Below are 23291 nucleotides of genomic sequence, written 5' to 3' on the forward strand. Positions count from 1 at the left end.
GCACCTGTCACGCCTGTTCCCGGCCGAGCGGCACCCACCCCGTGCACGGGTTTCGGAACAGGTGAGCCGCTCCCCCGAGCTCAAAAGAGCAAGGGGGACCCCCAGCTCACCGGCAACCCCGGGGGCCGGATCGACGGAGGAGCACACGTGACCGTGGACAGCAGTGCCGCGAGCAAGCCGCGACGCAGCACCGCAGGCAAGGCCGGTACCACCGGCACCAAGCGCACCACCCGCAGCACTGCGCAGAAGAGCTCCGATCCCGAGCTCGTGCAGCTGCTGACGCCGGAGGGCAAGCGGGTCAAGAACGCCGAGTACGACGGATACGTCGCCGGCATCACCCCGGACGAGCTGCGCGGTCTGTACCGCGACATGGTGCTCACCCGCCGCTTCGACGCCGAGGCCACCTCCCTGCAGCGCCAGGGCGAGCTGGGCCTGTGGGCCTCGCTGCTCGGCCAGGAGGCCGCCCAGATCGGCTCCGGCCGGGCCCTGCGCGACGACGACTACGTCTTCCCGACCTACCGGGAGCACGGTGTGGCCTGGTGCCGCGGGGTCGACCCGACCAACCTGCTCGGCATGTTCCGCGGTGTGAACAACGGCGGCTGGGACCCGAACAGCAACAACTTCCACCTCTACACGATCGTCATCGGCTCCCAGGCGCTGCACGCCACGGGCTACGCGATGGGCATCACCAAGGACGGCGCGGACTCGGCGGTCATCGCCTACTTCGGCGACGGCGCCTCCAGCCAGGGCGACGTGTCCGAGGCCTTCAACTTCGCCGCGGTCTACAACGCTCCCGTCGTGTTCTTCTGCCAGAACAACCAGTGGGCCATCTCCGAGCCGACCGAGAAGCAGACCCGGGTGCCGCTCTACCAGCGTGCCCAGGGCTTCGGCTTCCCGGGTGTCCGGGTCGACGGCAACGACGTGCTGGCCTGCCTCGCGGCCACCCAGTGGGCGCTGGAGCGCGCCCGCGCCGGTGAGGGGCCGACGCTGATCGAGGCGTACACGTACCGCATGGGCGCCCACACCACCTCGGACGACCCCACCCGCTACCGCCACGACGACGAGCGGGTCTCCTGGGAGGCGAAGGACCCGATCCTGCGCCTTCGCCGGTTCCTGGAGTCCGCAAACCACGCGGACGAGGGATTCTTCGCGGAACTCGAGGCGGAGAGCGAAGCGTTGGGCAAACGGGTACGCGAAGTGGTCCGAGCCATGCCGGACCCGGACGACTTCGCCATCTTCGAGAACGTGTACGCGGACGGGCATGCGCTCGTCGACGAGGAGCGAGCCCAGTTCGCCGCCTACCAGGCGTCGTTCGCGGACGCAGAGGGGGGCAACTGACATGGCCGAGAAGATGGCGCTCGCCAAGGCGATCAACGAATCCCTGCGCAAGGCCCTGGAGTCCGACCCCAAGGTCCTCGTCATGGGTGAGGACGTCGGCAAGCTCGGCGGAGTCTTCCGTGTGACGGACGGCCTGCAGAAGGACTTCGGGGAGAGCCGGGTCATCGACACCCCGCTCGCCGAGTCCGGCATCGTCGGCACCGCGATCGGTCTGGCCCTGCGCGGCTACCGCCCGGTGGTGGAGATCCAGTTCGACGGTTTCGTCTTCCCGGCGTACGACCAGATCGTCACCCAGCTCGCGAAGATGCACGCCCGCTCCCTGGGCAAGGTCAAGATGCCGGTCGTCATCCGCATCCCCTACGGCGGTGGCATCGGCGCGGTCGAGCACCACTCCGAGTCCCCCGAGGCCCTGTTCGCGCACGTGGCGGGCCTGAAGATCGTCAGCCCCTCCACCGCGTCGGACGCCTACTGGATGATGCAGCAGGCCATCCAGAGCGACGACCCGGTGATCTACTTCGAGCCCAAGCGGCGCTACTGGGACAAGGCCGAGGTCAACACCGAGGCCATCCCGGGCCCGCTGCACAAGGCCCGCGTCGCCCGCGAGGGCACCGACCTGACCCTGGTCGCCTACGGCCCGATGGTCAAGCTCTGCCAGGAGGCCGCCGACGCGGCCGCCGAGGAGGGCAAGTCCCTCGAGGTCCTGGACCTGCGCTCGGTCTCCCCGCTCGACTTCGACTCGATCCAGGCCTCGGTGGAGAAGACCCGCCGCCTGGTCGTGGTGCACGAGGCGCCGGTGTTCTTCGGCTCGGGCGCGGAGATCGCCGCCCGGATCACGGAGCGCTGCTTCTACCACCTGGAGGCCCCGGTGCTCCGGGTGGGCGGCTACCACGCCCCGTATCCGCCGGCGCGCGTGGAGGAGTCGTATCTTCCGGACCTGGACCGGGTGCTCGACGCCGTCGACCGTGCCCTGGCGTACTGAGGAGAGGGTCGTGACGACGATGACGGAAGCTTCCGTACGCGAGTTCAAGATGCCCGACGTGGGCGAGGGACTCACCGAGGCCGAGATCCTCAAGTGGTATGTCCAGCCGGGCGACACGGTGACCGACGGCCAGGTGGTGTGCGAGGTCGAGACCGCGAAGGCGGCCGTCGAACTCCCCATCCCCTACGACGGCGTGGTCCGCGAGCTGCACTTCCCCGAGGGCACCACCGTGGACGTGGGCACGGCGATCATCGCGGTGGACGTCGCGGGCGGGGCCCCCGCCGCGGCGCCCGTACCCGCTCCCGCCGAGCAGTCCGAGGAGGAGCAGAAGCCGCAGGGCCGCCAGCCGGTGCTGGTCGGCTACGGCGTCGCCGCCTCCTCGACCAAGCGCCGCCCGCGCAAGGGCACCGAGGCCGCGGCCCCGGCAGCCGCGCAGGCGATCCAGACCGAGCTGAACGGCCATGCCCCCGCCGCCCCCGCGGCCCAGCCGCGCCCGCTGGCCAAGCCCCCGGTGCGCAAGCTGGCCAAGGACCTCGGCGTCGACCTGGCCACGGTGGTCCCCTCGGGCCCCGACGGCATCATCACGCGCGAGGACGTGCACGCGGCACTCTCCGCGGTCACGGCGCTCGCACCCGCGGCTGCCGAGCCCGTGGTGACGGCACCCGCCGCCGTGACGCCTCCGGCGCCTGCCGTGACGTACGACGGCGCGCTCGAGACCCGTATCCCGGTCAAGGGCGTCCGCAAGGCGACCGCCCAGGCCATGATCGGCTCGGCGTTCACGGCGCCGCACGTCACGGAGTTCGTGACGGTCGACGTGACGCGCACGATGCGGCTCGTCGAGGAGCTCAAGCAGGACAAGGAGATGCAGGGCCTGCGGGTCAACCCGCTGCTGCTGGTCGCCAAGGCCCTGCTGGTCGCCATCAAGCGCAACCCGGACATCAACGCGTCCTGGGACGAGGCGAACCAGGAGATCGTGCTCAAGCACTACGTCAACCTGGGCATCGCCGCCGCCACCCCGCGTGGCCTGATCGTCCCGAACATCAAGGACGCACACGCCAGGACGCTCCCGCAGCTCGCCCAGGCCCTCGGCGAGCTGGTGTCGACGGCGAGGGAGGGCAAGACGTCCCCCGCCGCCATGCAGGGCGGCACGGTGACGATCACCAACGTCGGCGTCTTCGGCGTCGACACCGGCACGCCGATCCTGAACCCCGGCGAGTCCGCGATCCTCGCGGTCGGCGCGATCAAGCTCCAGCCATGGGTCCACAAGGGCAAGGTGAAGCCGCGTCAGGTCACCACCCTGGCGTTGAGCTTCGACCACCGACTGGTGGACGGCGAGCTCGGCTCCAAGGTGCTCGCCGACGTGGCGGCGATCCTGGAACAGCCCAAGCGGCTGATCACCTGGGCGTAAGCCGCGGGAGAACGCGAAAACGGGCCCGTCGTGATGACGACGGGCCCGTTCGCGCTGTCGGTGGTGTCAGCCCAGCTTCGCGAAGCCGTAGTTCATCAGCTTCTTCGCGTCCGCCTCGCGCTGCGCGATGGAGGTGGAGGCGAGGACGGTGCCGATGACCGTCTTGCCGCCGCGGGTGGCGGCGAAGACCAGGCAGTACTTGGCCTCGGGGCCGGAGCCGGTCTTCACACCGATCGTGCCGCTGTAGCTGTTCAGCAGCCCGTTGGTGTTGGTCCACGGCGACATCGTGCGGGTGCTGCCCGTCTTGGTGATGGTCTTCGCCGTGTACGACTTCGTCTTCACGACCGTGCGGAACGTGGAGCTCTTCATCGCGCTGCTGGCAATCTTCGTCAGGTCGCGCGGCGTCGAGTAGTTGTTGCCGTTGCCGATGCCGTCGAACGAGTCGAAGTGCGTGTTCGTCAGGCCGAGGTTCTTCGCGGCCGTGTTCATCTTGCCGATGAACGACTTCACGCGCGCCGCGCGGGTGGAGCCCGAGCCGAACTTGTCGGCGAGCGCGTACGCGGCGTCGCAGCCGGACGGCAGCATCAGGCCGTACAGCAGCTGGCGGACGGTGACCTTGTCACCGACGATCAGGTGCGCCTGGGAGGCGTTGTTGGCGACGACGTAGTCGCTGTAGGCCTTCTGGATCGTCACCTTGGCGTCGAGGTTGAGGTTCGACTGGGCGAGCACGACCTTCGCGGTCATGATCTTCGTGGTCGAGCCGGTGGAAAGCGGTGTGTCGGCCTTCTTGGTGTACAGCGAACTGCCGTTCGCGTTGTTCATCAGATAGCCGCCCTTGGCCACGATCGTGGGCGTGGTGACGGCCTGCGCCGGTGCCGCGGTGAGGGCCCCGGTCGCGAACACCGCGCCGGACGTGACGGCGACGGCTACGGCTCTGCGGAAGCGGATGCCCTTAATGCCGGTAATCAAGTGAATACCCCGAATTGTGTCGAATGCCCCTGCGGTGCGGCCGAGTTGCGGTGGCAATGGGGAGTGGGGCCGCACGTGTGTGACACGTAAGTAGCACAGAAGGTTGTGTTGTTCCTGAGGGAATTTTCGGCCCGTCCGCATGATGGACCGCCACCCCCCATGCGTACGTGTTGTATCTATCCTGTGGGCATGAGCCTGGCCGTCAAGCAGCCCCCCGCCGCCGACCGCGTCTACAGCCATGTCAAGCAGAGTGTCCTGGACCGCCGTTACGAGGGCGGCACGCTGCTCACCGAGGGCGAGCTGGCCGAGGCCGTCGGCGTCTCCCGCACACCGGTGCGCGAGGCGCTGCTGCGGCTCGAGGTGGAAGGACTCATCAAGCTCTACCCGAAGAAGGGCGCCCTGGTGCTGCCCGTCTCCGCGCAGGAGATCGCGGACGTCGTGGAGACCCGGCTGCTGGTGGAGGAGCACGCGGCCCGCAAGGCCGTCCCGGCGCCGGCGGGTCTGATCGAGCGTCTGGAGGACCTGCTCGCACGGCAGAAGGAGCAGGCCGCCGCCGGGGACCTGGCCGGGGCCGCGGTCACCGACCGCTGTTTCCACGCCGAGATCGTGCGCAGCGGCGGCAATGAGATCCTCTCCCGCCTCTACGACCAGCTCCGCGACCGCCAGCTGCGGATGGGCGTCGCCGTCATGCACTCCCACCCGGGCCGGATCGCCAAGACGCTCACGGAGCACGAGGAGATCCTCGACGCGCTGCGCTCCGGGGACGCGGAGGGAGCCGTCGAGGTCGTGCACCGGCACGTGAGTTGGTTCTCACACCTCGCGCGGGGTGAGGTCCGATGAGGAACGCCACCCTTCCGGGTGACCCTCCGGGCGGCCGCCGCGCCGTCGCCGTCTGGGGCATCGGCGTCTCGGTCTACTTCGTCGCCGTCATCTTCCGGACGTCCCTCGGGGTTGCCGGCCTGGACGCGGCCGACCGCTTCCGCGTCAACGCCTCGGCCCTGTCCACGTTCTCGATCCTCCAGCTCCTCGTCTACGCCGGCATGCAGATACCGGTGGGCCTGCTCGTCGACCGGCTGGGCACCAAGAAGGTGCTGAGCATCGGGGCCGTGCTGTTCACCGCGGGACAGCTGGGCTTCGCATTCTCACCGTCGTACGGCACGGCCCTCGCCTCGCGCGCGCTGCTCGGCTGCGGTGACGCGATGACGTTCATCAGCGTGCTGCGCCTGGGCACCCGCTGGTTCCCGGTGCGGCGCGGGCCGCTGGTCGCCCAGCTCGCGGGACTGGTCGGCATGGCGGGCAACCTGGTCTCCACACTGCTGCTGGCCCGGCTGCTGCACGGCATCGGCTGGACCCCGGCGTTCGCGGGCAGCGCGCTGGCGGGCGCGGTCGTCCTCGTCCTCGTCCTGCTCTTCCTGAAGGACCACCCCGAGGGCTACGAGCCCGAGCCGTTCCCGCACCGGGGCGCGGCCTACGTCCGCCGGCAGATCGCCGCGTCCTGGCGGGAGCCGGGCACGCGCCTGGGCCTGTGGGTGCACTTCACCACGCAGTTCCCGGCGATGGTGTTCCTGCTGCTGTGGGGCCTTCCGTTCCTGGTCCAGGCCCAGGGCCTCAGCCGCGCCACGGCGGGCGGACTGCTGACGCTGGTCGTCCTGTCGAACATGGTGGTCGGCCTGGTCTACGGCCAGATCGTCGCCCGGCACCACGCGGCCCGGCTGCCGCTGGCCCTGGGCACGGTCGCGGCGACCGCCGTCGTATGGGCGGCGACCCTGCTCTACCCGGCCGAACGGGCGCCGATGTGGCTCCTCGTCGTGCTGTGCTCGGTGCTCGGCGCGTGCGGTCCCGCGTCGATGATCGGCTTCGACTTCGCCCGCCCCGCCAACCCGCCGGAGCGACAGGGCACCGCGTCCGGGATCACCAACATGGGTGGCTTCGTCGCCTCGATGACGACCCTGTTCGCGATCGGCGTCCTGCTGGATGCCACCGGCGACAACTACAGCGTGGCCTTCTCGGCGGTGTTCGTCCTGCAGGCGCTGGGGGTGAGCCAGATTCTGCGGCTGCGCAGGCGGGCGGCGCGGCGGGAGCGGGAACGGCTGGTCGCCAGCCGGGTGGAGACGGTGCACGTCCCCGCGTGAGTCGGCCGGCGTTTCCGCCCGAGTGGGTGGAGACCGCGAGCCGGGACGAGTGGGAGGAGTTCGAGTCGGCGTACCAGGCGGACGCCGGGGTCTGGCTCGCCGGGCATCCGGACCACCCCCGGGCGGCCGAGACGCGTGCGGACCTCGACCGGCACCGGGCCCAGCGGCTCACCTACCGCGGCCTCCTGGGCATCGGCTGCCTCACCCTCGTACCGGTCGCCGCGCCGGCGTCGGCGGCCGTTCCCAGAAGCCCTCGCCGAGCACCACATGCCCGCCGTCCGCGACCAGCCGCCGCAGCTGGGCCCCGTCGTCAAATCCGCGTCTGCCCGGTGACGCCATGCACGCTCCCCCGAGCCCTTCGAGCAGGGGGACCTCCACGCGCCGCGCCGGGCCCCGACCCAAGTACGTCCAGTACGAGAGCCGAGAGCCGAGGGCCGACCCGCCGAGAGCACGCTCCCCCGAGCTCTCGGCTTCGCTCGAGCAGGGGGACCCGCATGACGCCGACGGGCCGCCGAGTGGCCGCGCAGCGGTCCTACTGCGTGACCGTGAAGCTCCGCAGGACGGCCGCCGTCAGCTCCAGGTCGCCCTCCGCCTTCACCCGATCGCCCGCGGCCTCCGGCGTCACCCGCCCGCAGGCCAGCCGGACATAGGTCTCCCAGTCCAGGGTGAAGGAGGCGGCGGGGCCGAGGGCCGGGGCCGTCTCCAGGGTGCCGCGGCCCTGGATGTCGACGCGGATGGTGCGCAGGAACTCCACGGGCCCGTACACATCGAAGACGATCGCCGAACTGCGCGGGGCGTTCGCCTTCTCGGCGACGACGCGGGGCAGCTCGGCGAGCAGCACGTCACGGGTGATGTGCGCGCCCGGGGAGTCGAGGTTGCCCGGCTGCCCCAGGGCCGCGCGCAGGTCCTGCTCATGGACCCACACGTCGAACGCGCGGTTGCGCATGGCCTCCTCGAGCGTGATCTCGGTGCCGAGCGGACCGCGCACCTTGTGGCCGGGCTCGCGCGACTCGTTCCGCAGCTGGCGGTTGCGGCGGATGATCGTGTACTCCAGCTCGGAGGTCATCTCCGGGGCCGTGTGATGGCGGCGGACGTCGACCTGCATCTCCATGTACCGCTGGTGTTCGTTCGTCACGTGGAACAGGTCACGCGGCAGCGCGTGGATGGGGCGCGGGTCGCCGAGCAGCTCGCAGTCCATGCCGATGACATGGGAGACGATGTCGCGGACCGACCATCCGGGGCATGGGGTACGCCGGTTCCACTCGCCCTCCACAAGCGGCTGCACCAGCTCGGATATCGCTTCGATGGAGTGGGTCCAGGCGTCGGCGTAGGGCTGGAGGGTGGGATGCAGACTCACGGAACGGGACCCCTCGGCGGTCGGTACACGGGCAGGTTGGGCGGCGGTGCCATCGGGACGTGCCTGTCGGCGGGTGTCTTGGAACTCCCCCAGGCTCTCGGCTTTGCTCGAACAGGGGGGACCCCCAAGTTACGCTGCTGTGAGGCACCCCGGCAGTGCTTTCGTGTGACGATCGTAGGCCCGTGTGGACGGCTCGAATGCCAGGACGGTGGTAGTGTGCGCGCCTCGCTGATCCAGATCGCTGTAGATGAGGGCGAATCGGTCGAATCCCGTCGGCGGCGGGTGGCCGCTCTGGTGCGGGACCAGGCCGACTCCGACCTCGTCGTGCTGCCCGAGCTGTGGACGACGGGCGCCTTCGCGTACGAGGAGTTCGGCCGTGAGGCCGAGCCGCTCGAAGGCCCGACGTACGAGGTGATGGCGAAAGCGGCGAGCGAGGCGGGTGTCTGGCTGCACGCGGGCTCGATTCCGGAGCGCGACCCCGACGGCCCCCTCTACAACACGTCCCTGGTCTTCTCCCCCTCCGGTGATCTGGTCGCCGCCTACCGCAAGATCCACCGCTTCGGCTTCGACAAGGGCGAGGCAGTCCTGATGGGCGCGGGGCAGGATCTGGTGACGGTCCGTCTGCCCGGGACCACCCTTGGCGTGGCCACCTGTTACGACCTCCGTTTCCCCGAACTCTTCCGCGGGCTCGTCGACGCCGGCGCCGAGACGCTGGTGATCCCGGCGGGCTGGCCCGAACGCCGACGCGCGCACTGGACTTTGCTGGCCAAGGCGCGGGCGGTCGAGAACCAGGCGTACGTGCTCGCCTGTGGAACGTCCGGGACCCACGCACGGGTTCCACAGGCGGGTCACTCGATCGTGGTCGATCCCTGGGGCGACGTGCTGGCGGAAGCCGGAGCGGAGGAGCAGGTACTCACCGTCGAGTTCGACCCCGGCAGGGTGGCGACGACGCGTGAGCAGTTCCCGGCGCTGAAGGACCGTGTCCTGGGACTGGCACCCCCACGCCGCGGCCTTCAGGGCCTGTCCTGAGCGGATCCGGCGAAGTGCGGTGCGGTTCGGCAGCGCCCCAAGGGGCGCGGGGCTCCATCGACAAGCGGCTCTGCCGCGGGGCGTGACCAGCCACGACGGACCCGCGGTAGGTGCACGACAGACGGCACATCACTTCACTTCCAGCGGAGCGCTCAGGCCTCCTCCCGCCCGGCCGGCAGCGGCTGTTCCGCCCAGATGACCTTGCCGTCGGCCGTGTAGCGGGTGCCCCAGCGCTCGGCGAACTGGGCCACCAGGAACAGTCCGCGCCCGTCCTCGTCCGTGGCGGCCGCGCGGCGCAGATGCGGCGCGGTGCTGCTGCCGTCGGAGACCTCGCAGATCAGGGAGCGGTCGCGGATCAGACGTACGCGGATGGGACCGTCGGCGTGCCGGATGGCGTTGGTGACCAGCTCGCTGAGGATCAGTTCGGTAGTGAAGGCGGACTCCGCAAGGCCCCAGGTCTCCAGCGTCCGGGCGGCCGAGGCACGGACCCGGCCGACGGCCGACGGTTCGGAGGGCACGTCCCAGGCCGCCGTGCTGTCGGCGGCGAGCATCCGCGTACGGGCGACGACCAGGGCCACGTCGTCGCGGGGGCGCTCGGGCACCATGGCCTTCAGCACCGCCCGGCAGGTCGCCTCCGGAGTCCGGCCGGGCCGGGCCAGCGTCCGGCGCAGCAGCTCCAGCCCCTCGTCGATGTCACGGTCGTGGTCCTCGACCAGCCCGTCCGTGTACAGCACCAGCGCGCTGCCCTCGGGAAGCTTCAGCCCGGTCGTCTCGAAGGGGAGACGGCTGCCCAGGCCCAGCGGAGGCCCGCCGGGGACGTCGAGGAACTCCACGATGCCGTCGGGACTGACGAGGGCGGGCTGGAGATGCCCGGCCCGGGAGAGGACGCACTGGCCGGAGCCGGGGTCGTAGACGGCATAGAGGCAGGTGGCTCCGGTGACCGGCGGGCCCTCGTCGCCGGCGGTACCGTCCTCGTCCTGGTCGATACGGGTCACCAGCTCGTCCAGGTGCCACAGAAGCTCGTCGGGCGGGACGTCCAGGGTGGAGAAGTTGTGCACGGCGGTGCGCAGCCGGCCCATCGTGGCGGCCGCGTGCAGACCGTGACCGACGACGTCCCCGACGACGAGTGCCACCCGGGCGCCGGGCAGCGGGATGACGTCGAACCAGTCCCCGCCGACCCCGCCCTGGGAGGCCTGCGCGGGCAGATAGCCGTAGGCCACGTCGAGGGCGCTCTGGTCGGGCAGGGCCCGGGGCAGCAGGCTGCGCTGCAGCGTGACGGCCATGGCGTGTTCGCGGGTGTAGCGGCGGGCGTTGTCGATGCTGACGGCGGCGCGCGCCACCAGTTCCTCGGCGAGGGAGACGTCGTCCTGCTCGAAGGTCTTGCGCGGGCCGGAGCGCCAGAACGTGGCCACGCCCATGATGACGCCGCGGGCGCGCAGCGGAGCGGCGATCATCGAGTGGATCCCGAACTCCACGACCCTGCGGGCCCGCTCCGGGTCCTGTGCCTGCCACCCGGAGAACGCGGCCAGGTCCGCCTCCAGCACGGCCACGCCGGTGCCGAAGCCGTCAGCCTGCGGGGTGGCCGGGACGAAGCGGATGAGCCGGCCGAGGCCGTAGAGCGGGCTGCCCTCCCGCACGCCGCGGAACGCGACGCGCCGCATGTCCGGGGAACCGTCCCCGGGCTCCCCGCCGCGCAGGACGGGATCGGCCAGGTCGACGGTGACGAAGTCGGCGAACCGGGGTACCGCGAGATCCGCCAGCTCCTGGGCGGTGCGTGTCACGTCGAGGCGGGTGCCGACCTCCAGTCCGGCGTCGTACAGCAGTTTCAGGCGCTCTTGGGCCTGGTCCGCCCGGCCGCTGAGGGCCTGCAGCTCGGTCGTGTCCCGCAGGGTCGCGACGCTGCCCGGCGGCCCGCCCTCACGGTCCGTCGGCCGCTGGTTGACGGCCAGCAACCGGCCGCGTGCCAGGTGCACCTCGTCGGTGGCGTCCCGTCCGGAGGCGAACAGCCGGGCCATGTCGCCGCCGATGTCCAGGTCGAGGGCCGGGTGTCCCTCCGCGTCCGCGGGCAGCCCGAGCAGCCTGCGCGCCTCGTCGTTGGCCAGCGCCAGCCTGCCCTCGCCGTCCATGATCAGCACACCCTCCCGCACGGAGTGCAGGACGGCGTCGTGATGTTCGTACATCCGGGTCATCTCGGCGGGTTCCAGACCGTGCGTCTGGTTCCGCAGCCGCCTGCTGACCAGGGCGGTGCCGGCGGTGGCGACGGCGAGTGCCACGGCGGCCGCACCGATGAACACGGGCAGCTGGTGCGCGACGACCCCGGTCACCTTGGAGAGCCTGACCCCGGCGGCGACGAGACCGACGATCTTGCCGTGCGCGTCCTTCACGGGGACGACGGCGCGCACCGAGGGGCCCAGCGCGCCCGTGTAGGTCTCCTGGACGGTGCTGCCCTTCGCGGCGGGGCCGATGCTGCCGGTGTAGTGCTTGCCGATCTGGCCGGGGTCGGGGTGCGTGTAGCGGATGCCGTCCTTGCTCATGGCCACGACAAAATCGACACCGGATGCCTTCCGCGCCGACTCGGCGCGCGGCTCCAGCGCCGCGCTCGGGTCCGGACTCTGCATCGCCGCCGCGATGCCCGGCGAGTGCGCGAAGGTCTCGGCGACCGCGAGCGAGCGGTTACGGGCCTCTCGTCCGCTGTCCCCCCGCACCTGAAGCAGGACGGCGGCCACCGCGGCGACGACAAGGAGCACCACGATCGCCGCCTGAAGGACGAAGACCTGCTGGGCGACGGTGCGTGCGCTCAGCACCGAACGCAGGCGGCCGGGAAATCCCGCCATGCCTCTTTTCTAACACCGTTCCGCGGGCCGGACACGGTGGCCGTCAGTCCTCCTCCCGCTCGTTCTCCGCAAGGTGGATCACGCACACCGCCACCGCGATCAGCAGCGCCGGGTCCGCGTCGTCCCGTACGACGTCGACGCCGTACGTCTCCCGGACGTGCAGTCGGCGCCGGGAGATCACCGCGAGGAGTTCGCCGTCGTACTCGACGGCGAACTCACGGTCGAGGATCTTGCCGCTGACGTCCAGCTCCGTGCCGTCGGCCAGGGACACGCGGTAGTGGTTGCGAAGCAGTGAGAGCCGCTTGCGCCGAATGGCCGCCAGCGGCTCGCCGGCGCGCTGGACGACCATGGTGTCGCGCAGCGAGAACAGCTTCCGATGGATGTCGATCAGGACACGCCCGTGCGCGTCCTTCAGCTCGAAGGTGTCCCGCAGCCGCATGGCCTTGCCGTCGACGAGGAAGACCTTGCCGCCGTGCTCGTCCTCGATCCAGTAGTCGTCACCGAGGCCGAGGAGCCGATCGCGTACGAGGAGTCTCATACGGTCACCGCTTCCCGGGCACGAGCTGATCATCACGGATGGGACGCACCTTCGGGGCCGGGGCCTCGCAGCCGCGGTGTCACGGCCCGAAGCGGCGGCGGTACGCCGACGGGCTCAGCCCCGTCTCCCGCCGCAGGCGCGCTCGCAGGTTGGCTGCCGTGCCGAGGCCGCTGCGGGACGCCACGACGTCCAGTCGTTCCTCTCCGCGCTCGATCAGGCGGCAGGCCAGGGCGACGCGCTCCCCGGTGAGCCAGGCCAGGGGGGTGGTGCCCAGCTGGGTGCGGAAGCGGCGGTGGAGCGTGGCGGGGGAGACCGCCGCGCGGGTCGCCAGGTCCGCCACCGTCAGTGGCTCGTCCAGCCGCTCCTGTGCCCACGCCAGCAGCGGGCCGAGCGACTCGTCGGGGACCTCTGGGACCGGGCGCTCCACGAACTGCTGCTGGCCGCCGTCCCGGTGGGAGGCGAAGACGAGGCGCCGGGAGACCGCGTTGGCGATCTCGGCGCCGTGGTCCCGGCGCCAGATGTGCAGCCCCAGGTCGAGCGCGGCCGCGCTGCCCGCGGCGGTCAGGAGGTCGCCCTCGTCCACGAAGAGCACGTCCGGCTCCAGCCGTACCTTCGGGTGCAGTTTCCGGAAGGAGTCGGCCCACAGCCAATGAGTGGTGGCGCGTCTGCCGTCGAGCAGCCCCGCCTCGGCGAGCGCGAAGCTGCCGGTGCAGAAGCTGACGACACGGGCGCCACGCGCGTGGGTGCGCCGGATCGCGTCCAGGACCTCGGGCCCGCGCGGTACGACGTTGTCCGGGCGGCCGGGCACGACCAGGGTGTCCGCCTCGTCCACCGCCTCCAGGCCGGGTACCGCCGTCAGCGTGAAGAAGCCGTGGTTCATCCGCACGTCGGGTGTCGGCGCGCACAGCGTCACCTCGTACAGGGGGCGGGGCAGGCCCAGCTCGGGGCGCGGCAGCCCGAACAGTTCGGTGGCGACACCGACCTCGAACGGGTTCGTGCCGCCGTCGACGATCACGGCGACCCGGTGGGGCCGTACCGGCTGAGAGGATCCTTGCGGCATATGCGATTTCTAGCACTCGTGCGACCGTGACGGCACCCCCCACGATGAACACATGGCATCCCACGAACCCGTTTCCCTGGCAACCGCCCTCGCCTCCTTCACCGAGCAGTGGAGCCCCCGCATCGTCGCCACCGTCAACGACTACGACGTACGCGTGGCGAAGGTCGAGGGCGAGCACGTCTGGCACGTACACGACCACACCGACGAGTTCTTCCTGGTCCTCGGCGGCGAGCTGCACATCGCCCTCAGGGAACCGGCCGGCGAGCGTACGGTCGTCCTCCCGCGGGGCTCGGTGTTCACCGTCCCGCGCGGCACCGAGCACAAGCCCTTCGCCCCCGAGCCCGCCGAGATCCTGGTCTTCGAGCCCACCGGCACCCTCTCGGTGGGCGACCGGCACGACGAGGTCCCCGAGCACGTGGACGCGACGACCGGACACGCCCTGTCCTGACGGGGTCGCGGAATCCGCCGGGACAGGGGGTGTCCCGCAGTTGAACTTCCGGTGCGTACAAGGAAGTTGCCCAACCTGACGCATCGGCCCCGAGTCGAATGCTGCGTAAGTCGCCAAGATTCCGCACGTTCCTCCCGGAGGTTTCGCCATGCCCTCTCGTCCCGCCCGCCGCAGGCCGATACGCGCCGTCCCGGCGGTGACGCTGGCCCTGGGCGCCGCCCTGGCCGTTCCGTTCACCCTGGCCGGCACGGCCGACGCCGCCACGGCGCCGGCCACCGCCGCGGTCAACCAGTACGACTGGCGGCTCACCTACACGGCCGCCGCCGGCCAGACCAACAAGGCCACCGTCACCGCGTCGCTGACCGCGGACCGCACGGGCATCACCTATGTGATCGACGACGTCGTCCCGATCAGCGCGGGCCACGACTGCGCGTACCCCGACGGCGCGGACCACACCAAGGTCTCCTGCACGGTCACCAACGTGGACAGCCAGGACCCGTACGCCGCCCTGATCATGAATCTCGGCGACGGCAACGACACGGTCGCGTACCAGAACTCCACCGACCAGATCTACTACTACGCCCAGATCTCGCTGGGCGCCGGCAACGACAAGGCGACCGACTCCGGCCGCCTCGACGGTGCCTACGTCGCGGGCGACGCGGGCAACGACACCATCACGGTGGGCAAGTACGGGCTGGCCTGGGGCGATGACGGCAGCGACACGATCTACGCGAGCGGCGACGACAACATCGTCCAGGGCGGCAGGGGCGACGACGTGCTGCACGGCGGCACCGGGGCCCAGTACCTGGCCGGCGACGACGGCAACGACAAGATCTACGGCGGCAGCGGGGAGGACACGCTCTCCGGCGGCAAGGGCAACGACGTCCTGTACGGCAACAGCGGCAACGACAGGCTCTACGGCAACAGCGGCAACGACAAGCTGTACGGCGGTCCCGGCCGGGACACGCTCTCCGGCGGCCCCGGTACGAACGTGATCCACCAGGACTGAAGAGGCCGCGGTGGGGGCGGGGTGCGGACGGATGTCACGGTGTGCCGCGCGAATGGCACCCTTGGACGCATGACCGATTCCGCACCCCGTCGCGTCCGTGTCCGTGCCCCCGAGCTGATCGGCAAGGGCGGCTGGCTGAACACGGGAGACAGGCAGTACACCCTCGCCGACCTGCGAGGACGCATCGTCGTCCTGGACTTCTGGACGTTCTGCTGCATCAACTGTCTGCACGTCCTCGACGAACTCCGCGAGCTCGAGGAGAAGCATCGGGAGACGGTCGTGATCATCGGTGTGCACTCGCCGAAGTTCGTGCACGAGGCGGAGCATCAGGCGGTGGTGGATGCCGTGGAGCGGTACGGCGTGGAGCATCCGGTGCTCGACGACCCCGAGCTCGCCACCTGGAAGCAGTACGCCGTGCGCGCCTGGCCGACGCTCGTCGTGATCGACCCCGAGGGGTACGTCGTCGCGCAGCATGCCGGTGAGGGGCATGCGCACGCCATTGAGCGGCTGGTGGAGGAGCTGGAGGCCGAGCACGAGGCGAAGGGGACGCTGCGGCGCGGTGACGGGCCGTATGTGGCGCCGGAGCCGGAGCCGACCGTGCTGCGCTTCCCCGGCAAGGCGCTGCTGCTGCCGTCCGGGAACTTCCTGGTCAGCGACACCACCCGGCATCAGCTGGTGGAGCTGGAGGCGGACGGGGAGACGGTGGTGCGGCGGATCGGCTCCGGTGCCCGCGGCTTCGCGGACGGGGCGGCCGAGACGGCCTCCTTCAGCGAGCCGCAGGGGCTCGCCCTGCTCGACGACGGGGCGTCCGTGGTCGTCGCGGACACCGTCAACCACGCCCTGCGGCGGCTTGACCTCGGCACGGGCGAGGTGACCACGCTCGCGGGCACCGGAAAGCAGTGGTGGCAGGGGTCGCCGACCTCGGGACCGGCCCGTGAGACCGACCTGTCCTCACCCTGGGACGTGGCCGTCTTCGGCGGCAGGGTGTGGATCGCCATGGCCGGGGTGCACCAGCTGTGGGCGTACGACCCGGTCGAGGGCACCGTCGCGGTGGCGGCGGGGACCACCAACGAGGGGCTGGTCGACGGACCGGTGGCCGAGGCCTGGTTCGCCCAGCCCTCCGGTCTCGCGGCGACCGCCGACCGGCTCTGGCTCGCCGACTCCGAGACCTCCGCGCTGCGCTGGGTCGACCTCGACGGTCGGGTCCACACCGCCGTCGGCACGGGACTGTTCGACTTCGGCCACCGTGACGGTGGCGCCGGACAGGCGCTGCTCCAGCATCCGTTGGGGGTGACGGCACTGCCCGACGGTTCCGTGGCCGTCGCCGACACGTACAACCACGCGCTGCGCCGCTACGACCCCGCGACCGGCGAAGTGACCACCCTGGCCACGGACTTGAGGGAGCCGAGCGATGCCGTTCTCGTCGGCGACGACATCGTGGTCGTCGAGTCGGCCCGGCACCGGCTGACCCGGCTGCGGCTCCCGGAGGAGGCGGTCCGGGTGGCGGCCGTCGCCCACCGAACCCAGCGCGCGGCGACCGAAGTCGCCCCCGGGAAGCTGCAATTGGACGTGATCTTCCAGGCCCCGGCCGGCCAGAAGCTGGACACCCGGTACGGACCCTCGACCCGTCTCCTGGTCTCCTCCACCCCGCCCGGGCTGCTGCTGAAGGGCGAGGGCGCGGACACCGACCTGTCCCGCACACTGGAACTCGACCCGGCGGTGGCGGAGGGAGTCCTGCACGTCTCGGCGATGGCCGCGTCGTGCGACGACACCGCGTCCAGCAGCGGCTCGGCCGAGGGTGCGAACGAGTACCCCGCCTGCCATGTCCACCAGCAGGACTGGGGCGTCCCGGTCCGCCTGACCGAGGGCGGTGCGGACCGCCTTCCCCTGGTTCTCGCGGGGATGGACGACGCTCAGACGCCGTAGCCGTCGCCGTAGCCGTCACGCTGGTGGTGCCGCTCCTCCTCGACGACCGTCGTCGGGGGCGGCACCACGACCCTCCTGCGCCGGGCGATGCTGGTGAACGTCGTGACCCCGATCAGTCCGACGGCCATCAAGATGAGTCCGACCAGGTCGAGGTTGACCCCCTTCATGTGCCAGTCGGTCGCGAACGTGAGGATCGCGCCCGCAGCGATCAGGATGATGCATCCGCCGAGGCCCATGGCTGTCTCCTCCCCTTGCGATCCGGTGGTTCCGGTCGGGGGTCGGGTACCCGGGACCGCGGCGGCCATGCCGGGGGTGTCCGGGCGCGTCTACTGCTCCAGGAACGCCACCAGCGCGTTCGCCAGCAGGAACGGGTCGTCCGCGCCGCACAGTTCGCGGGCGCTGTGCATCGACAGGATCGCCGCGCCGATGTCGACGGTCCGGATGCCGTGGCGGGCCGCGGTGATCGGGCCGATGGTGGTGCCGCAAGGCATGGCGTTGTTGGAGACGAAGGTCTGGAAGGGGACGCCCGCCCGCTCGCAGGCGGCGGCGAAGACCGCGCGGCCCGAACCGTCCGTGGCGTAGCGGTTGTTGACGTTCACCTTGAGGATCGGCCCGCCGTTGACCCGCGGGTGGTGCGTCGGGTCGTGCCGCTCCGCGTAGTTGGGGTGGACCGCGTGGCCCGTGTCGGAGGACAGACAGACCGTGCCGGCGAAGGAGCGGGCCCGGTCCTCGTACGACCCGCCGCGCGCGAACACCGAACGCTCCAGGACGCTGCCCAGCAGCGGTCCGTCCGCGCCGGTGTCCGACTGCGAGCCGTTCTCCTCGTGGTCGAAGGCGGCCAGCACGGGGATGTGGGGGAGGGCCCGCTCGGAGCAGGCCACGGCCGCCAGGGCCGCCGCGCCCGCGTGCACCGACAGGAGGTTGTCCATCCGGGGACCGGCGACCAGCTCATTGTCGCGGCCCAGGTAGGCCGGCCGCTCCACGGAGTGCGTCATCAGGTCCCAGCCGGCCACGTCGCCCGCGGGCAGCCCGCACTCCTCCTCGAGGAAGGCGATCAGGTCGCCGTCGCGCACATCGCCGCCCAGTCCCCAGACCGGCTGCAGATGCCGCTGCTTGTCGAGCTTGAGCCCCTCGGTCGACACCGACCGGTCGAGGTGGATGGCCAGCTGCGGCACCCGCAGCAGGGGCCGGTCCACGTTCACCAGGCGAGTCGAGCCGTCCCGCAGGGTGAGCCGCCCGGCCAGGCCCAGGTCCCGGTCGAGCCAGGAGTTCAGCAGCGGTCCGCCGTAGATCTCCACGGCGACCTGGCGCCAGCCGTGCGCCCCGCTGTCCGGCTGCGGCTTGACCCGCAGGTTCGGCGAGTCGGTGTGCGCGCCGACGATCCGGAAAGGCGTGTGCGCGTCGGCGCCCTCGGGGACGTACCAGGCCACGATCGCGCCGCCGCGCAGCACGAACCTGCCGCCGCTCGTCCCGTCCCACGCGTCCGTCTCCGCGACCTGCCGGAAGCCGGCCTTCTCCAGCCGCTCGGCGGTGTTCGCCACGGCGTGGTAGGGCGACGGGCTCGCCGCGAGGAAGGACATGAGGTCATCGGTGTGGCCGCGGTCGAAGCGGGCTGGTTCGCTCATGGGGTTCACCTTAACGACGGGCGAGGGCCCGCTCCCCCTTACCGGGAACGGGCCCACGCTGGAAACCTGTGGCAGTGGCGCCGGTACTAGAAGGCGGCCTCGTCCAGCTCCATGAGGTCCAGGTCGACGCCCTCGGACACCTTGCGGGCCAGGGTGACGCCGGGCAGGACGTTGGCCGCGAAGAACTTCGCGGCTGCGATCTTGCCGGTGTAGAAGGCCACATCCTTGGCCGACGCCGTCTCCAGCTTCTCGGCGGCGACCGCGGCGCCCTTCAGCAGCAGGTAGCCGACGACCACGTCACCGGAGGCCAGCAGCAGGCGGGTGGTGTTCAGGCCCACCTTGTAGATGTTCTTGACGTCCTGTTCGGTGGCCGCGAGGTCGGTCAGCATCAGGCCGACGATGGCCTCCAGCTCCACGGCGGCCTTCGCGAGGTGCTCGCGGGCGCCCGCCAGCTCCTCGCCGCCGGTGCCGAGGGCCAGGAACTTCTTGATGTCCTCGGCCAGCGAGTTCAGCGCGGCGCCCTGGTTGCGGACGATCTTCCGGAAGAAGTAGTCCTGGCCCTGGATCGCGGTCGTGCCCTCGTAGAGGGTGTCGATCTTGGCGTCGCGGATGTACTGCTCGATCGGGTACTCCTGCAGGAAGCCGGAGCCGCCGAAGGTCTGCAGCGACTGGGCGAGCTGCTCGTAGCCCTTCTCGGAGCCGTAGCCCTTGACGATCGGCAGGAGCAGGTCGTTGAGCGCGTGCTCGGCCTTCGAGTCCTCGCCGCTCGCCTCCTTGACCGCGATGGCGTCCTGGACGGAGGCGGTGTAGAGGACGAGGGCGCGCATGCCCTCCGCGTACGCCTTCTGCGTCATCAGCGAGCGGCGCACGTCGGGGTGGTGCGTGATGGTGACCTTGGGCGCGGCCTTGTCCATGAAGTTCGCCAGGTCCGGGCCCTGGACGCGCTCCTTGGCGTACTCCAGCGCGTTGAGGTAGCCCGTCGACAGGGTGGAGATCGCCTTCGTGCCGACCATCATGCGGGCGAACTCGATGATGCGGAACATCTGGCGGATGCCGTCGTGCTTGTCGCCGATCAGCCAGCCCTTGGCCGGGTGGCGGTCGCCGAAGGTCATCTCGCAGGTGTTGGAGGCCTTCAGGCCCATCTTGTGCTCGACGTTGGTGGCGTAGACGCCGTTGCGCTCGCCCAGCTCGCCGGTCTCGAAGTCGAACAGGTACTTCGGGACGAGGAAGAGGGACAGGCCCTTGGTGCCGGGGCCGGCGCCCTCGGGGCGGGCGAGGACGTAGTGGAGGATGTTCTCCTCCATGTCGTGCTCACCGGACGTGATGAAGCGCTTGACGCCCTCGATGTGCCAGGAGCCGTCCTCCTGCTGGATCGCCTTGGTACGGCCGGCGCCCACGTCGGAGCCCGCGTCGGGCTCGGTGAGCACCATGGTCGAACCCCAGGTCCGCTCCACGGCGATCTGCGCGATCTTCTTCTGTACGTCGTTGCCCTCGTCGTAGAGGATGCCGGCGAACGCCGGGCCGGAGGAGTACATCCACACGGCCGGGTTCGAGCCGAGGATCAGCTCCGCGTACGCCCAGATCAGGGACGGGGGCGCCGTCGTGCCGCCGATCCCCTCGGGCAGGCCCAGGCGCCAGTACTCGGAGTCCATGAAGGCCTTGTAGCTCTTCTTGAAGGACGCCGGGACGGGCGCGGTGTTGGTCTCCGGGTCGAAGACGGGCGGGTTGCGGTCCGCGTCCGTGAAGGACTCGGCCAGCTCGTTCTCCGCGAGGCGCGTCAGCTCCTCGAGGATGCTCTTGGCGGTGTCCGTGTCCATTTCACCGAACGGGCCCGTGCCGTAGAGCTTGTCGCGCCCGAGTACTTCGAACAGATTGAACTCGATGTCGCGGAGATTCGACTTGTAGTGCCCCATGGTGACGGCTCCGTATCGGACTCGGCGAGGCACTGTCTCCTCGCAACTGGTTCACGTACCAACAAGTAGCTACGATGATGCTACCCGTCGGTAATAAGAAGCAACCCCTACCGGTCCAAGTGTGAGAAGGGTCTACATACGGACGCTAGGGAACGGCTCAAGAAGGCTTGACGGGCCTTCGGTGACCCCGGCGGGGTCGGTAGGCTTGCGCCCATGTACGGCTACGACCAGAACGTGGGTGCGCAGTACACCCCGCCGCAGCAGCAGATGCCCGGCGGTCTCGGTGGGTACGGCCAGCAGTCGCCGCTCTACCCGGAGCCGTCGCCGCCGTCGCTCGCGGACGCGGTGCGTGCGTTCACCACCGGTCAGCTGGCCGCGGAGGACTTCCAGCAGGTGTTCGCCACGTCCAAGGTCTACTGCCCGCGCGGCGACAACCCGGGCTTCCTCGCCCTGCACAACACCCAGCAGCCGGTGATCCCGATGTTCACCTCGCTCAAGGAGCTGCGGCGGTACGCGGGCAAGGAGTCCAAGTACTTCGTGATCACCGGCTCCGAGGTGATCGACCTGCTGCCGACCGGATACGGCTTCGTCCTGGACATGGAGGGCGAGCACCGGATGGTCTTCGACGCGAAGGCGGTCGAACAGATGGTCGACTTCGCGATGCGCCGCATGTACGGCTAGACGCCGATGCCGCGTAGACGGCTGAGCTGAATCTCCCCTTCCGCTCGAACGCCTGACTACTGTGCCCGCGTGACCGACAACGCCACATCGCCGCTGGTCCTGCACGGCCGGCGGCGTTCTGTTGCCCGGCTGCGTTCCGGCGAACTGCTGCTGGAGGCGGGCGCGGTGCGCCGCAAGATACCCGTCGCCGCGATCGAGCGCGTGGAGGTACGCGGTTCCGAAGGGTGTGAGCCGGCCGTCGTCCTGACCTCCGCGGCCCCGGACCCGGCGACGTACACCCTGGCCTCGCGCAGCGCTCCGGCCGTGCGGGAGTTCGCCGAGGCGGCGTCCCGCGCGGTGCCCGCGCGGGACGCCGACGAGCCGCGCCGGGACGGGGTGGCGCGGGTGACCACCGAGCCGGTGCAGCGCCCGGGGTCGCGGCGCCGAGGGACGTGACCATGGGGGCGCTGGGTGTCCTTTATCTGCTGGTCACCGCCGCGCTGGTGGCTCGTGGCGCGGGGGAGCGGGGCGTCGTTTCCTGGGCGGTGGGCGGCCCCTTGGTCCTGGCGCCCGGCGTCGCCGCCGTGGTGGCCGGCCGGCGCATGCTGTACGACACCGTCGTGCTGCGTGCCCCGGGGATCGCGGTCGAGGGGCGGCTGGAGTCCTCGTACGACGTCGGAACCGGTGAGGACGCGGTCACGCCTACATGTACTCCTACGTCGACGCCCGTGGCCGGCGGCGGGAGCGCGGCGGCCCGGAGGGCGGCCCGAGCGTGGTCGAGATCGTGTACGACCCCGAGGATCCGGAAGGCACCACCACGGTGGGGCGGGCGACGGTGGGGCAGCTGATCGGCGGCCTGATCATCGCGCTGGTGCTCGGGCTCCCCATGACATTGCTCGGCCTCTCCTTGGTGGGCCGGCGGTCGCCGCCCTGTTCGCGTGACCGCACCCGGCGAGGCCCGGAGGGAATGCCCTCCGGGCTTTCTCTGTTGGGAGTGGCAGAAAGTTCAATGCTCAACTAAAGTGGGCTCACAAGGAGGTACCGACCAATGCCTGCAGTGACCGTCGAGAACCCGCTGACCCTGCCCCGTGTGGCCGCGCCGGCCGACGCCGCTTCCCGTCCCGTGCTGGCCGTGACGACCGCACCGAGCGGATTCGAGGGCGAGGGCTTCCCGGTTCGCCGGGCGTTCGCCGGGATCAACTACCGCTACCTCGACCCGTTCATCATGATGGACCAGATGGGCGAGGTGGAGTACGCGCCGGGCGAGCCCAAGGGCACCCCCTGGCACCCGCACCGAGGCTTCGAAACCGTCACCTACATCATCGACGGGATCTTCGACCACCAGGACAGCCACGGCGGTGGCGGCACCATCACCAACGGCGACACCCAGTGGATGACCGCCGGTTCGGGCCTGCTCCACATCGAGGCCCCCCCGGAGTCCCTGGTCATGTCCGGCGGTCTCTTCCACGGCCTGCAGCTGTGGGTGAACCTCCCGGCCAAGGACAAGATGATGGCCCCCCGCTACCAGGACATCCGCGGCGGCAACGTCCAGCTGCTCACCTCTCCCGACGGCGGCGCGCTGCTCCGCGTCATCGCCGGTGAGCTGGACGGCCACACCGGTCCCGGTGTCACCCACACCCCGATCACGATGATCCACGCGACCCTCGCCGCGGGCGCGGAGATCACCCTGCCCTGGCGCGAGGACTTCAACGCCCTCGCCTACGTCCTGGCCGGGCGCGGCTCCGTCGGCGCCGACCGCCGTCCGATCCAGCTGGGCCAGACCGCCGTGTTCGGCAACGGCTCCTCGCTGACCGTCCGCGCGGACGAGCAGCAGGACTCCCACACGCCGGACCTGGAGATCGTCCTGCTCGGCGGGCAGCCCATCCGTGAGCCCATGGCCCACTACGGCCCCTTCGTCATGAACACCCGTGAGGAACTCCAGCAGGCCTTCGAGGACTTCCAGAAGGGCCGGCTCGGAACCATTCCGGCCGTCCACGGCATGACCGAGAGCGGGCCGCAGGCCTGAGCCCGAGCCCCATGACAGCCCCGTCCGTCAATGGCGCCGG

22 protein-coding genes and 1 pseudogene are annotated in these 23291 nt (G+C 70.7%); 14 read left to right on the forward strand and 9 right to left on the reverse strand.

Translation table 11 applies throughout. The annotated features are described in order from the left end of the window. The first annotated feature begins 147 nt into the window (after positions 1 to 147). The 3 genes from pdhA to Q8A52_RS30295 are packed head-to-tail and all read left to right on the forward strand — an operon-like array spanning position 148 to position 3725. The gene (pdhA, locus tag Q8A52_RS30285; RefSeq protein WP_316757144.1) at positions 148 to 1338 is read left to right on the forward strand and encodes a pyruvate dehydrogenase (acetyl-transferring) E1 component subunit alpha; all 1191 of its coding nucleotides are present in this window, start codon (positions 148 to 150) and stop codon (positions 1336 to 1338) included. Between the two features lies 1 nt (position 1339). Beyond that, positions 1340 to 2317: an alpha-ketoacid dehydrogenase subunit beta gene (locus Q8A52_RS30290; RefSeq protein ID WP_316757146.1), complete on the forward strand. Its 978-nt coding sequence runs from the start codon at positions 1340 to 1342 to the stop codon at positions 2315 to 2317. 10 nt (positions 2318 to 2327) lie between these two features. Then, positions 2328 to 3725: a dihydrolipoamide acetyltransferase family protein gene (locus Q8A52_RS30295; RefSeq protein WP_316757148.1), complete on the forward strand. Its 1398-nt coding sequence runs from the start codon at positions 2328 to 2330 to the stop codon at positions 3723 to 3725. A gap of 66 nt (positions 3726 to 3791) precedes the next feature. Here the strand turns inward: Q8A52_RS30295 and Q8A52_RS30300 are convergent, their stop codons facing one another. Then, positions 3792 to 4694, reverse strand: coding sequence for a D-alanyl-D-alanine carboxypeptidase family protein (locus tag Q8A52_RS30300; RefSeq protein WP_316757150.1), 903 nt, complete (start codon positions 4692 to 4694; stop codon positions 3792 to 3794). A gap of 189 nt (positions 4695 to 4883) precedes the next feature. Between Q8A52_RS30300 and Q8A52_RS30305 the strand changes: the two genes are divergently transcribed. The 3 genes and pseudogenes from Q8A52_RS30305 to Q8A52_RS30315 all read left to right on the forward strand — a co-directional run. After that, complete coding sequence (locus Q8A52_RS30305) at positions 4884 to 5534, forward strand: GntR family transcriptional regulator (protein ID WP_316757151.1); 651 nt, start codon at positions 4884 to 4886, stop codon at positions 5532 to 5534. Further along, positions 5531 to 6826: an MFS transporter gene (locus Q8A52_RS30310; RefSeq protein WP_316757153.1), complete on the forward strand. Its 1296-nt coding sequence runs from the start codon at positions 5531 to 5533 to the stop codon at positions 6824 to 6826. Before Q8A52_RS30305 ends, Q8A52_RS30310 begins: the two co-directional genes overlap by 4 nt. 11 nt (positions 6827 to 6837) lie before the next feature. Next, positions 6838 to 7044: pseudogene (locus tag Q8A52_RS30315) on the forward strand (SAM-dependent methyltransferase); the annotation flags it as partial. A gap of 314 nt (positions 7045 to 7358) precedes the next feature. On the opposite strand, the gene Q8A52_RS30320 reads toward Q8A52_RS30315, so the two are convergent. Then, complete coding sequence (locus Q8A52_RS30320) at positions 7359 to 8183, reverse strand: maleylpyruvate isomerase family mycothiol-dependent enzyme (RefSeq protein ID WP_316757154.1); 825 nt, start codon at positions 8181 to 8183, stop codon at positions 7359 to 7361. Between the two features lie 216 nt (positions 8184 to 8399). On the opposite strand from Q8A52_RS30320, the gene Q8A52_RS30325 reads away from it, so the two are divergent. Then, the gene (locus Q8A52_RS30325) at positions 8400 to 9212 is read left to right on the forward strand and encodes a carbon-nitrogen family hydrolase (RefSeq protein ID WP_316757156.1); all 813 of its coding nucleotides are present in this window, start codon (positions 8400 to 8402) and stop codon (positions 9210 to 9212) included. Positions 9213 to 9364: 152 nt separating this feature from the next. On the opposite strand, the gene Q8A52_RS30330 is transcribed toward Q8A52_RS30325, so the two are convergent. From Q8A52_RS30330 to Q8A52_RS30340, 3 genes are all read right to left on the reverse strand, one after another. After that, positions 9365 to 12046, reverse strand: coding sequence for a SpoIIE family protein phosphatase (locus Q8A52_RS30330; RefSeq protein ID WP_316757158.1), 2682 nt, complete (start codon positions 12044 to 12046; stop codon positions 9365 to 9367). A 43-nt stretch (positions 12047 to 12089) separates the two neighbouring features. After that, positions 12090 to 12584, reverse strand: coding sequence for an LURP-one-related/scramblase family protein (locus Q8A52_RS30335; RefSeq protein ID WP_316757160.1), 495 nt, complete (start codon positions 12582 to 12584; stop codon positions 12090 to 12092). A gap of 79 nt (positions 12585 to 12663) precedes the next feature. Beyond that, on the reverse strand, positions 12664 to 13644 hold the full coding sequence (locus tag Q8A52_RS30340; RefSeq protein WP_316757162.1) for a helix-turn-helix domain-containing protein: 981 nt from the start codon (positions 13642 to 13644) through the stop codon (positions 12664 to 12666). A gap of 52 nt (positions 13645 to 13696) precedes the next feature. Between Q8A52_RS30340 and Q8A52_RS30345 the strand changes: the two genes are divergently transcribed. From Q8A52_RS30345 to Q8A52_RS30355, 3 genes are all read left to right on the forward strand, one after another. After that, the gene (locus Q8A52_RS30345; protein WP_316757164.1) at positions 13697 to 14092 is read left to right on the forward strand and encodes a cupin domain-containing protein; all 396 of its coding nucleotides are present in this window, start codon (positions 13697 to 13699) and stop codon (positions 14090 to 14092) included. 148 nt (positions 14093 to 14240) lie between these two features. Beyond that, on the forward strand, positions 14241 to 15101 hold the full coding sequence (locus tag Q8A52_RS30350) for a calcium-binding protein (protein WP_316757166.1): 861 nt from the start codon (positions 14241 to 14243) through the stop codon (positions 15099 to 15101). A gap of 69 nt (positions 15102 to 15170) precedes the next feature. Continuing rightward, complete coding sequence (locus Q8A52_RS30355; protein ID WP_316757168.1) at positions 15171 to 17027, forward strand: NHL domain-containing thioredoxin family protein; 1857 nt, start codon at positions 15171 to 15173, stop codon at positions 17025 to 17027. Here Q8A52_RS30355 and Q8A52_RS30360 read toward each other — a convergent pair. From Q8A52_RS30360 to Q8A52_RS30370, 3 genes are all read right to left on the reverse strand, one after another. Next, positions 17015 to 17263: a DUF6458 family protein gene (locus tag Q8A52_RS30360; RefSeq protein WP_316757169.1), complete on the reverse strand. Its 249-nt coding sequence runs from the start codon at positions 17261 to 17263 to the stop codon at positions 17015 to 17017. The two genes, Q8A52_RS30355 and Q8A52_RS30360, sit on opposite strands and share 13 nt — an antisense overlap. A 90-nt stretch (positions 17264 to 17353) precedes the next feature. After that, positions 17354 to 18652, reverse strand: coding sequence for a M18 family aminopeptidase (locus Q8A52_RS30365; protein ID WP_316757171.1), 1299 nt, complete (start codon positions 18650 to 18652; stop codon positions 17354 to 17356). Between the two features lie 86 nt (positions 18653 to 18738). Continuing rightward, positions 18739 to 20565, reverse strand: coding sequence for an acyl-CoA dehydrogenase (locus Q8A52_RS30370; protein ID WP_316757173.1), 1827 nt, complete (start codon positions 20563 to 20565; stop codon positions 18739 to 18741). A gap of 213 nt (positions 20566 to 20778) precedes the next feature. Between Q8A52_RS30370 and Q8A52_RS30375 the strand changes: the two genes are divergently transcribed. Further along, complete coding sequence (locus Q8A52_RS30375) at positions 20779 to 21246, forward strand: SseB family protein (protein ID WP_316757175.1); 468 nt, start codon at positions 20779 to 20781, stop codon at positions 21244 to 21246. A gap of 69 nt (positions 21247 to 21315) precedes the next feature. Next, positions 21316 to 21681, forward strand: coding sequence for a hypothetical protein (locus Q8A52_RS30380; RefSeq protein WP_316757176.1), 366 nt, complete (start codon positions 21316 to 21318; stop codon positions 21679 to 21681). 22 nt (positions 21682 to 21703) lie between these two features. Here the strand turns inward: Q8A52_RS30380 and Q8A52_RS30385 are convergent, their stop codons facing one another. Next, the gene (locus Q8A52_RS30385; RefSeq protein WP_316757178.1) at positions 21704 to 21925 is read right to left on the reverse strand and encodes a hypothetical protein; all 222 of its coding nucleotides are present in this window, start codon (positions 21923 to 21925) and stop codon (positions 21704 to 21706) included. A 6-nt stretch (positions 21926 to 21931) separates the two neighbouring features. Between Q8A52_RS30385 and Q8A52_RS30390 the strand changes: the two genes are divergently transcribed. Continuing rightward, complete coding sequence (locus tag Q8A52_RS30390) at positions 21932 to 22246, forward strand: hypothetical protein (protein ID WP_316757179.1); 315 nt, start codon at positions 21932 to 21934, stop codon at positions 22244 to 22246. Between the two features lie 27 nt (positions 22247 to 22273). Further along, positions 22274 to 23251, forward strand: coding sequence for a pirin family protein (locus tag Q8A52_RS30395; RefSeq protein ID WP_316757181.1), 978 nt, complete (start codon positions 22274 to 22276; stop codon positions 23249 to 23251). Positions 23252 to 23291: the final 40 nt, after the last annotated feature.

The sequence above is a fragment of the Streptomyces herbicida genome, from assembly GCF_032656585.1.
GTDB lineage: Bacteria > Actinomycetota > Actinomycetes > Streptomycetales > Streptomycetaceae > Streptomyces > Streptomyces herbicida.

Coding starts and splice junctions, on each gene's coding strand:
- Q8A52_RS30290 (WP_316757146.1), top strand. CDS start 1,340: ATGGCCGAGAAGATGGCGCTCGCCAAGGCGATCAACGAATCCCTGCGC.
- Q8A52_RS30305 (WP_316757151.1), top strand. CDS start 4,884: ATGAGCCTGGCCGTCAAGCAGCCCCCCGCCGCCGACCGCGTCTACAGC.
- Q8A52_RS30310 (WP_316757153.1), top strand. CDS start 5,531: ATGAGGAACGCCACCCTTCCGGGTGACCCTCCGGGCGGCCGCCGCGCC.
- Q8A52_RS30330 (WP_316757158.1), bottom strand. CDS start 12,046: ATGGCGGGATTTCCCGGCCGCCTGCGTTCGGTGCTGAGCGCACGCACC.
- Q8A52_RS30335 (WP_316757160.1), bottom strand. CDS start 12,584: ATGAGACTCCTCGTACGCGATCGGCTCCTCGGCCTCGGTGACGACTAC.
- Q8A52_RS30340 (WP_316757162.1), bottom strand. CDS start 13,644: ATGCCGCAAGGATCCTCTCAGCCGGTACGGCCCCACCGGGTCGCCGTG.
- Q8A52_RS30345 (WP_316757164.1), top strand. CDS start 13,697: ATGGCATCCCACGAACCCGTTTCCCTGGCAACCGCCCTCGCCTCCTTC.
- Q8A52_RS30350 (WP_316757166.1), top strand. CDS start 14,241: ATGCCCTCTCGTCCCGCCCGCCGCAGGCCGATACGCGCCGTCCCGGCG.
- Q8A52_RS30355 (WP_316757168.1), top strand. CDS start 15,171: ATGACCGATTCCGCACCCCGTCGCGTCCGTGTCCGTGCCCCCGAGCTG.
- Q8A52_RS30360 (WP_316757169.1), bottom strand. CDS start 17,263: ATGGGCCTCGGCGGATGCATCATCCTGATCGCTGCGGGCGCGATCCTC.
- Q8A52_RS30365 (WP_316757171.1), bottom strand. CDS start 18,652: ATGAGCGAACCAGCCCGCTTCGACCGCGGCCACACCGATGACCTCATG.
- Q8A52_RS30370 (WP_316757173.1), bottom strand. CDS start 20,565: ATGGGGCACTACAAGTCGAATCTCCGCGACATCGAGTTCAATCTGTTC.
- Q8A52_RS30375 (WP_316757175.1), top strand. CDS start 20,779: ATGTACGGCTACGACCAGAACGTGGGTGCGCAGTACACCCCGCCGCAG.
- Q8A52_RS30390 (WP_316757179.1), top strand. CDS start 21,932: ATGTACTCCTACGTCGACGCCCGTGGCCGGCGGCGGGAGCGCGGCGGC.
- Q8A52_RS30395 (WP_316757181.1), top strand. CDS start 22,274: ATGCCTGCAGTGACCGTCGAGAACCCGCTGACCCTGCCCCGTGTGGCC.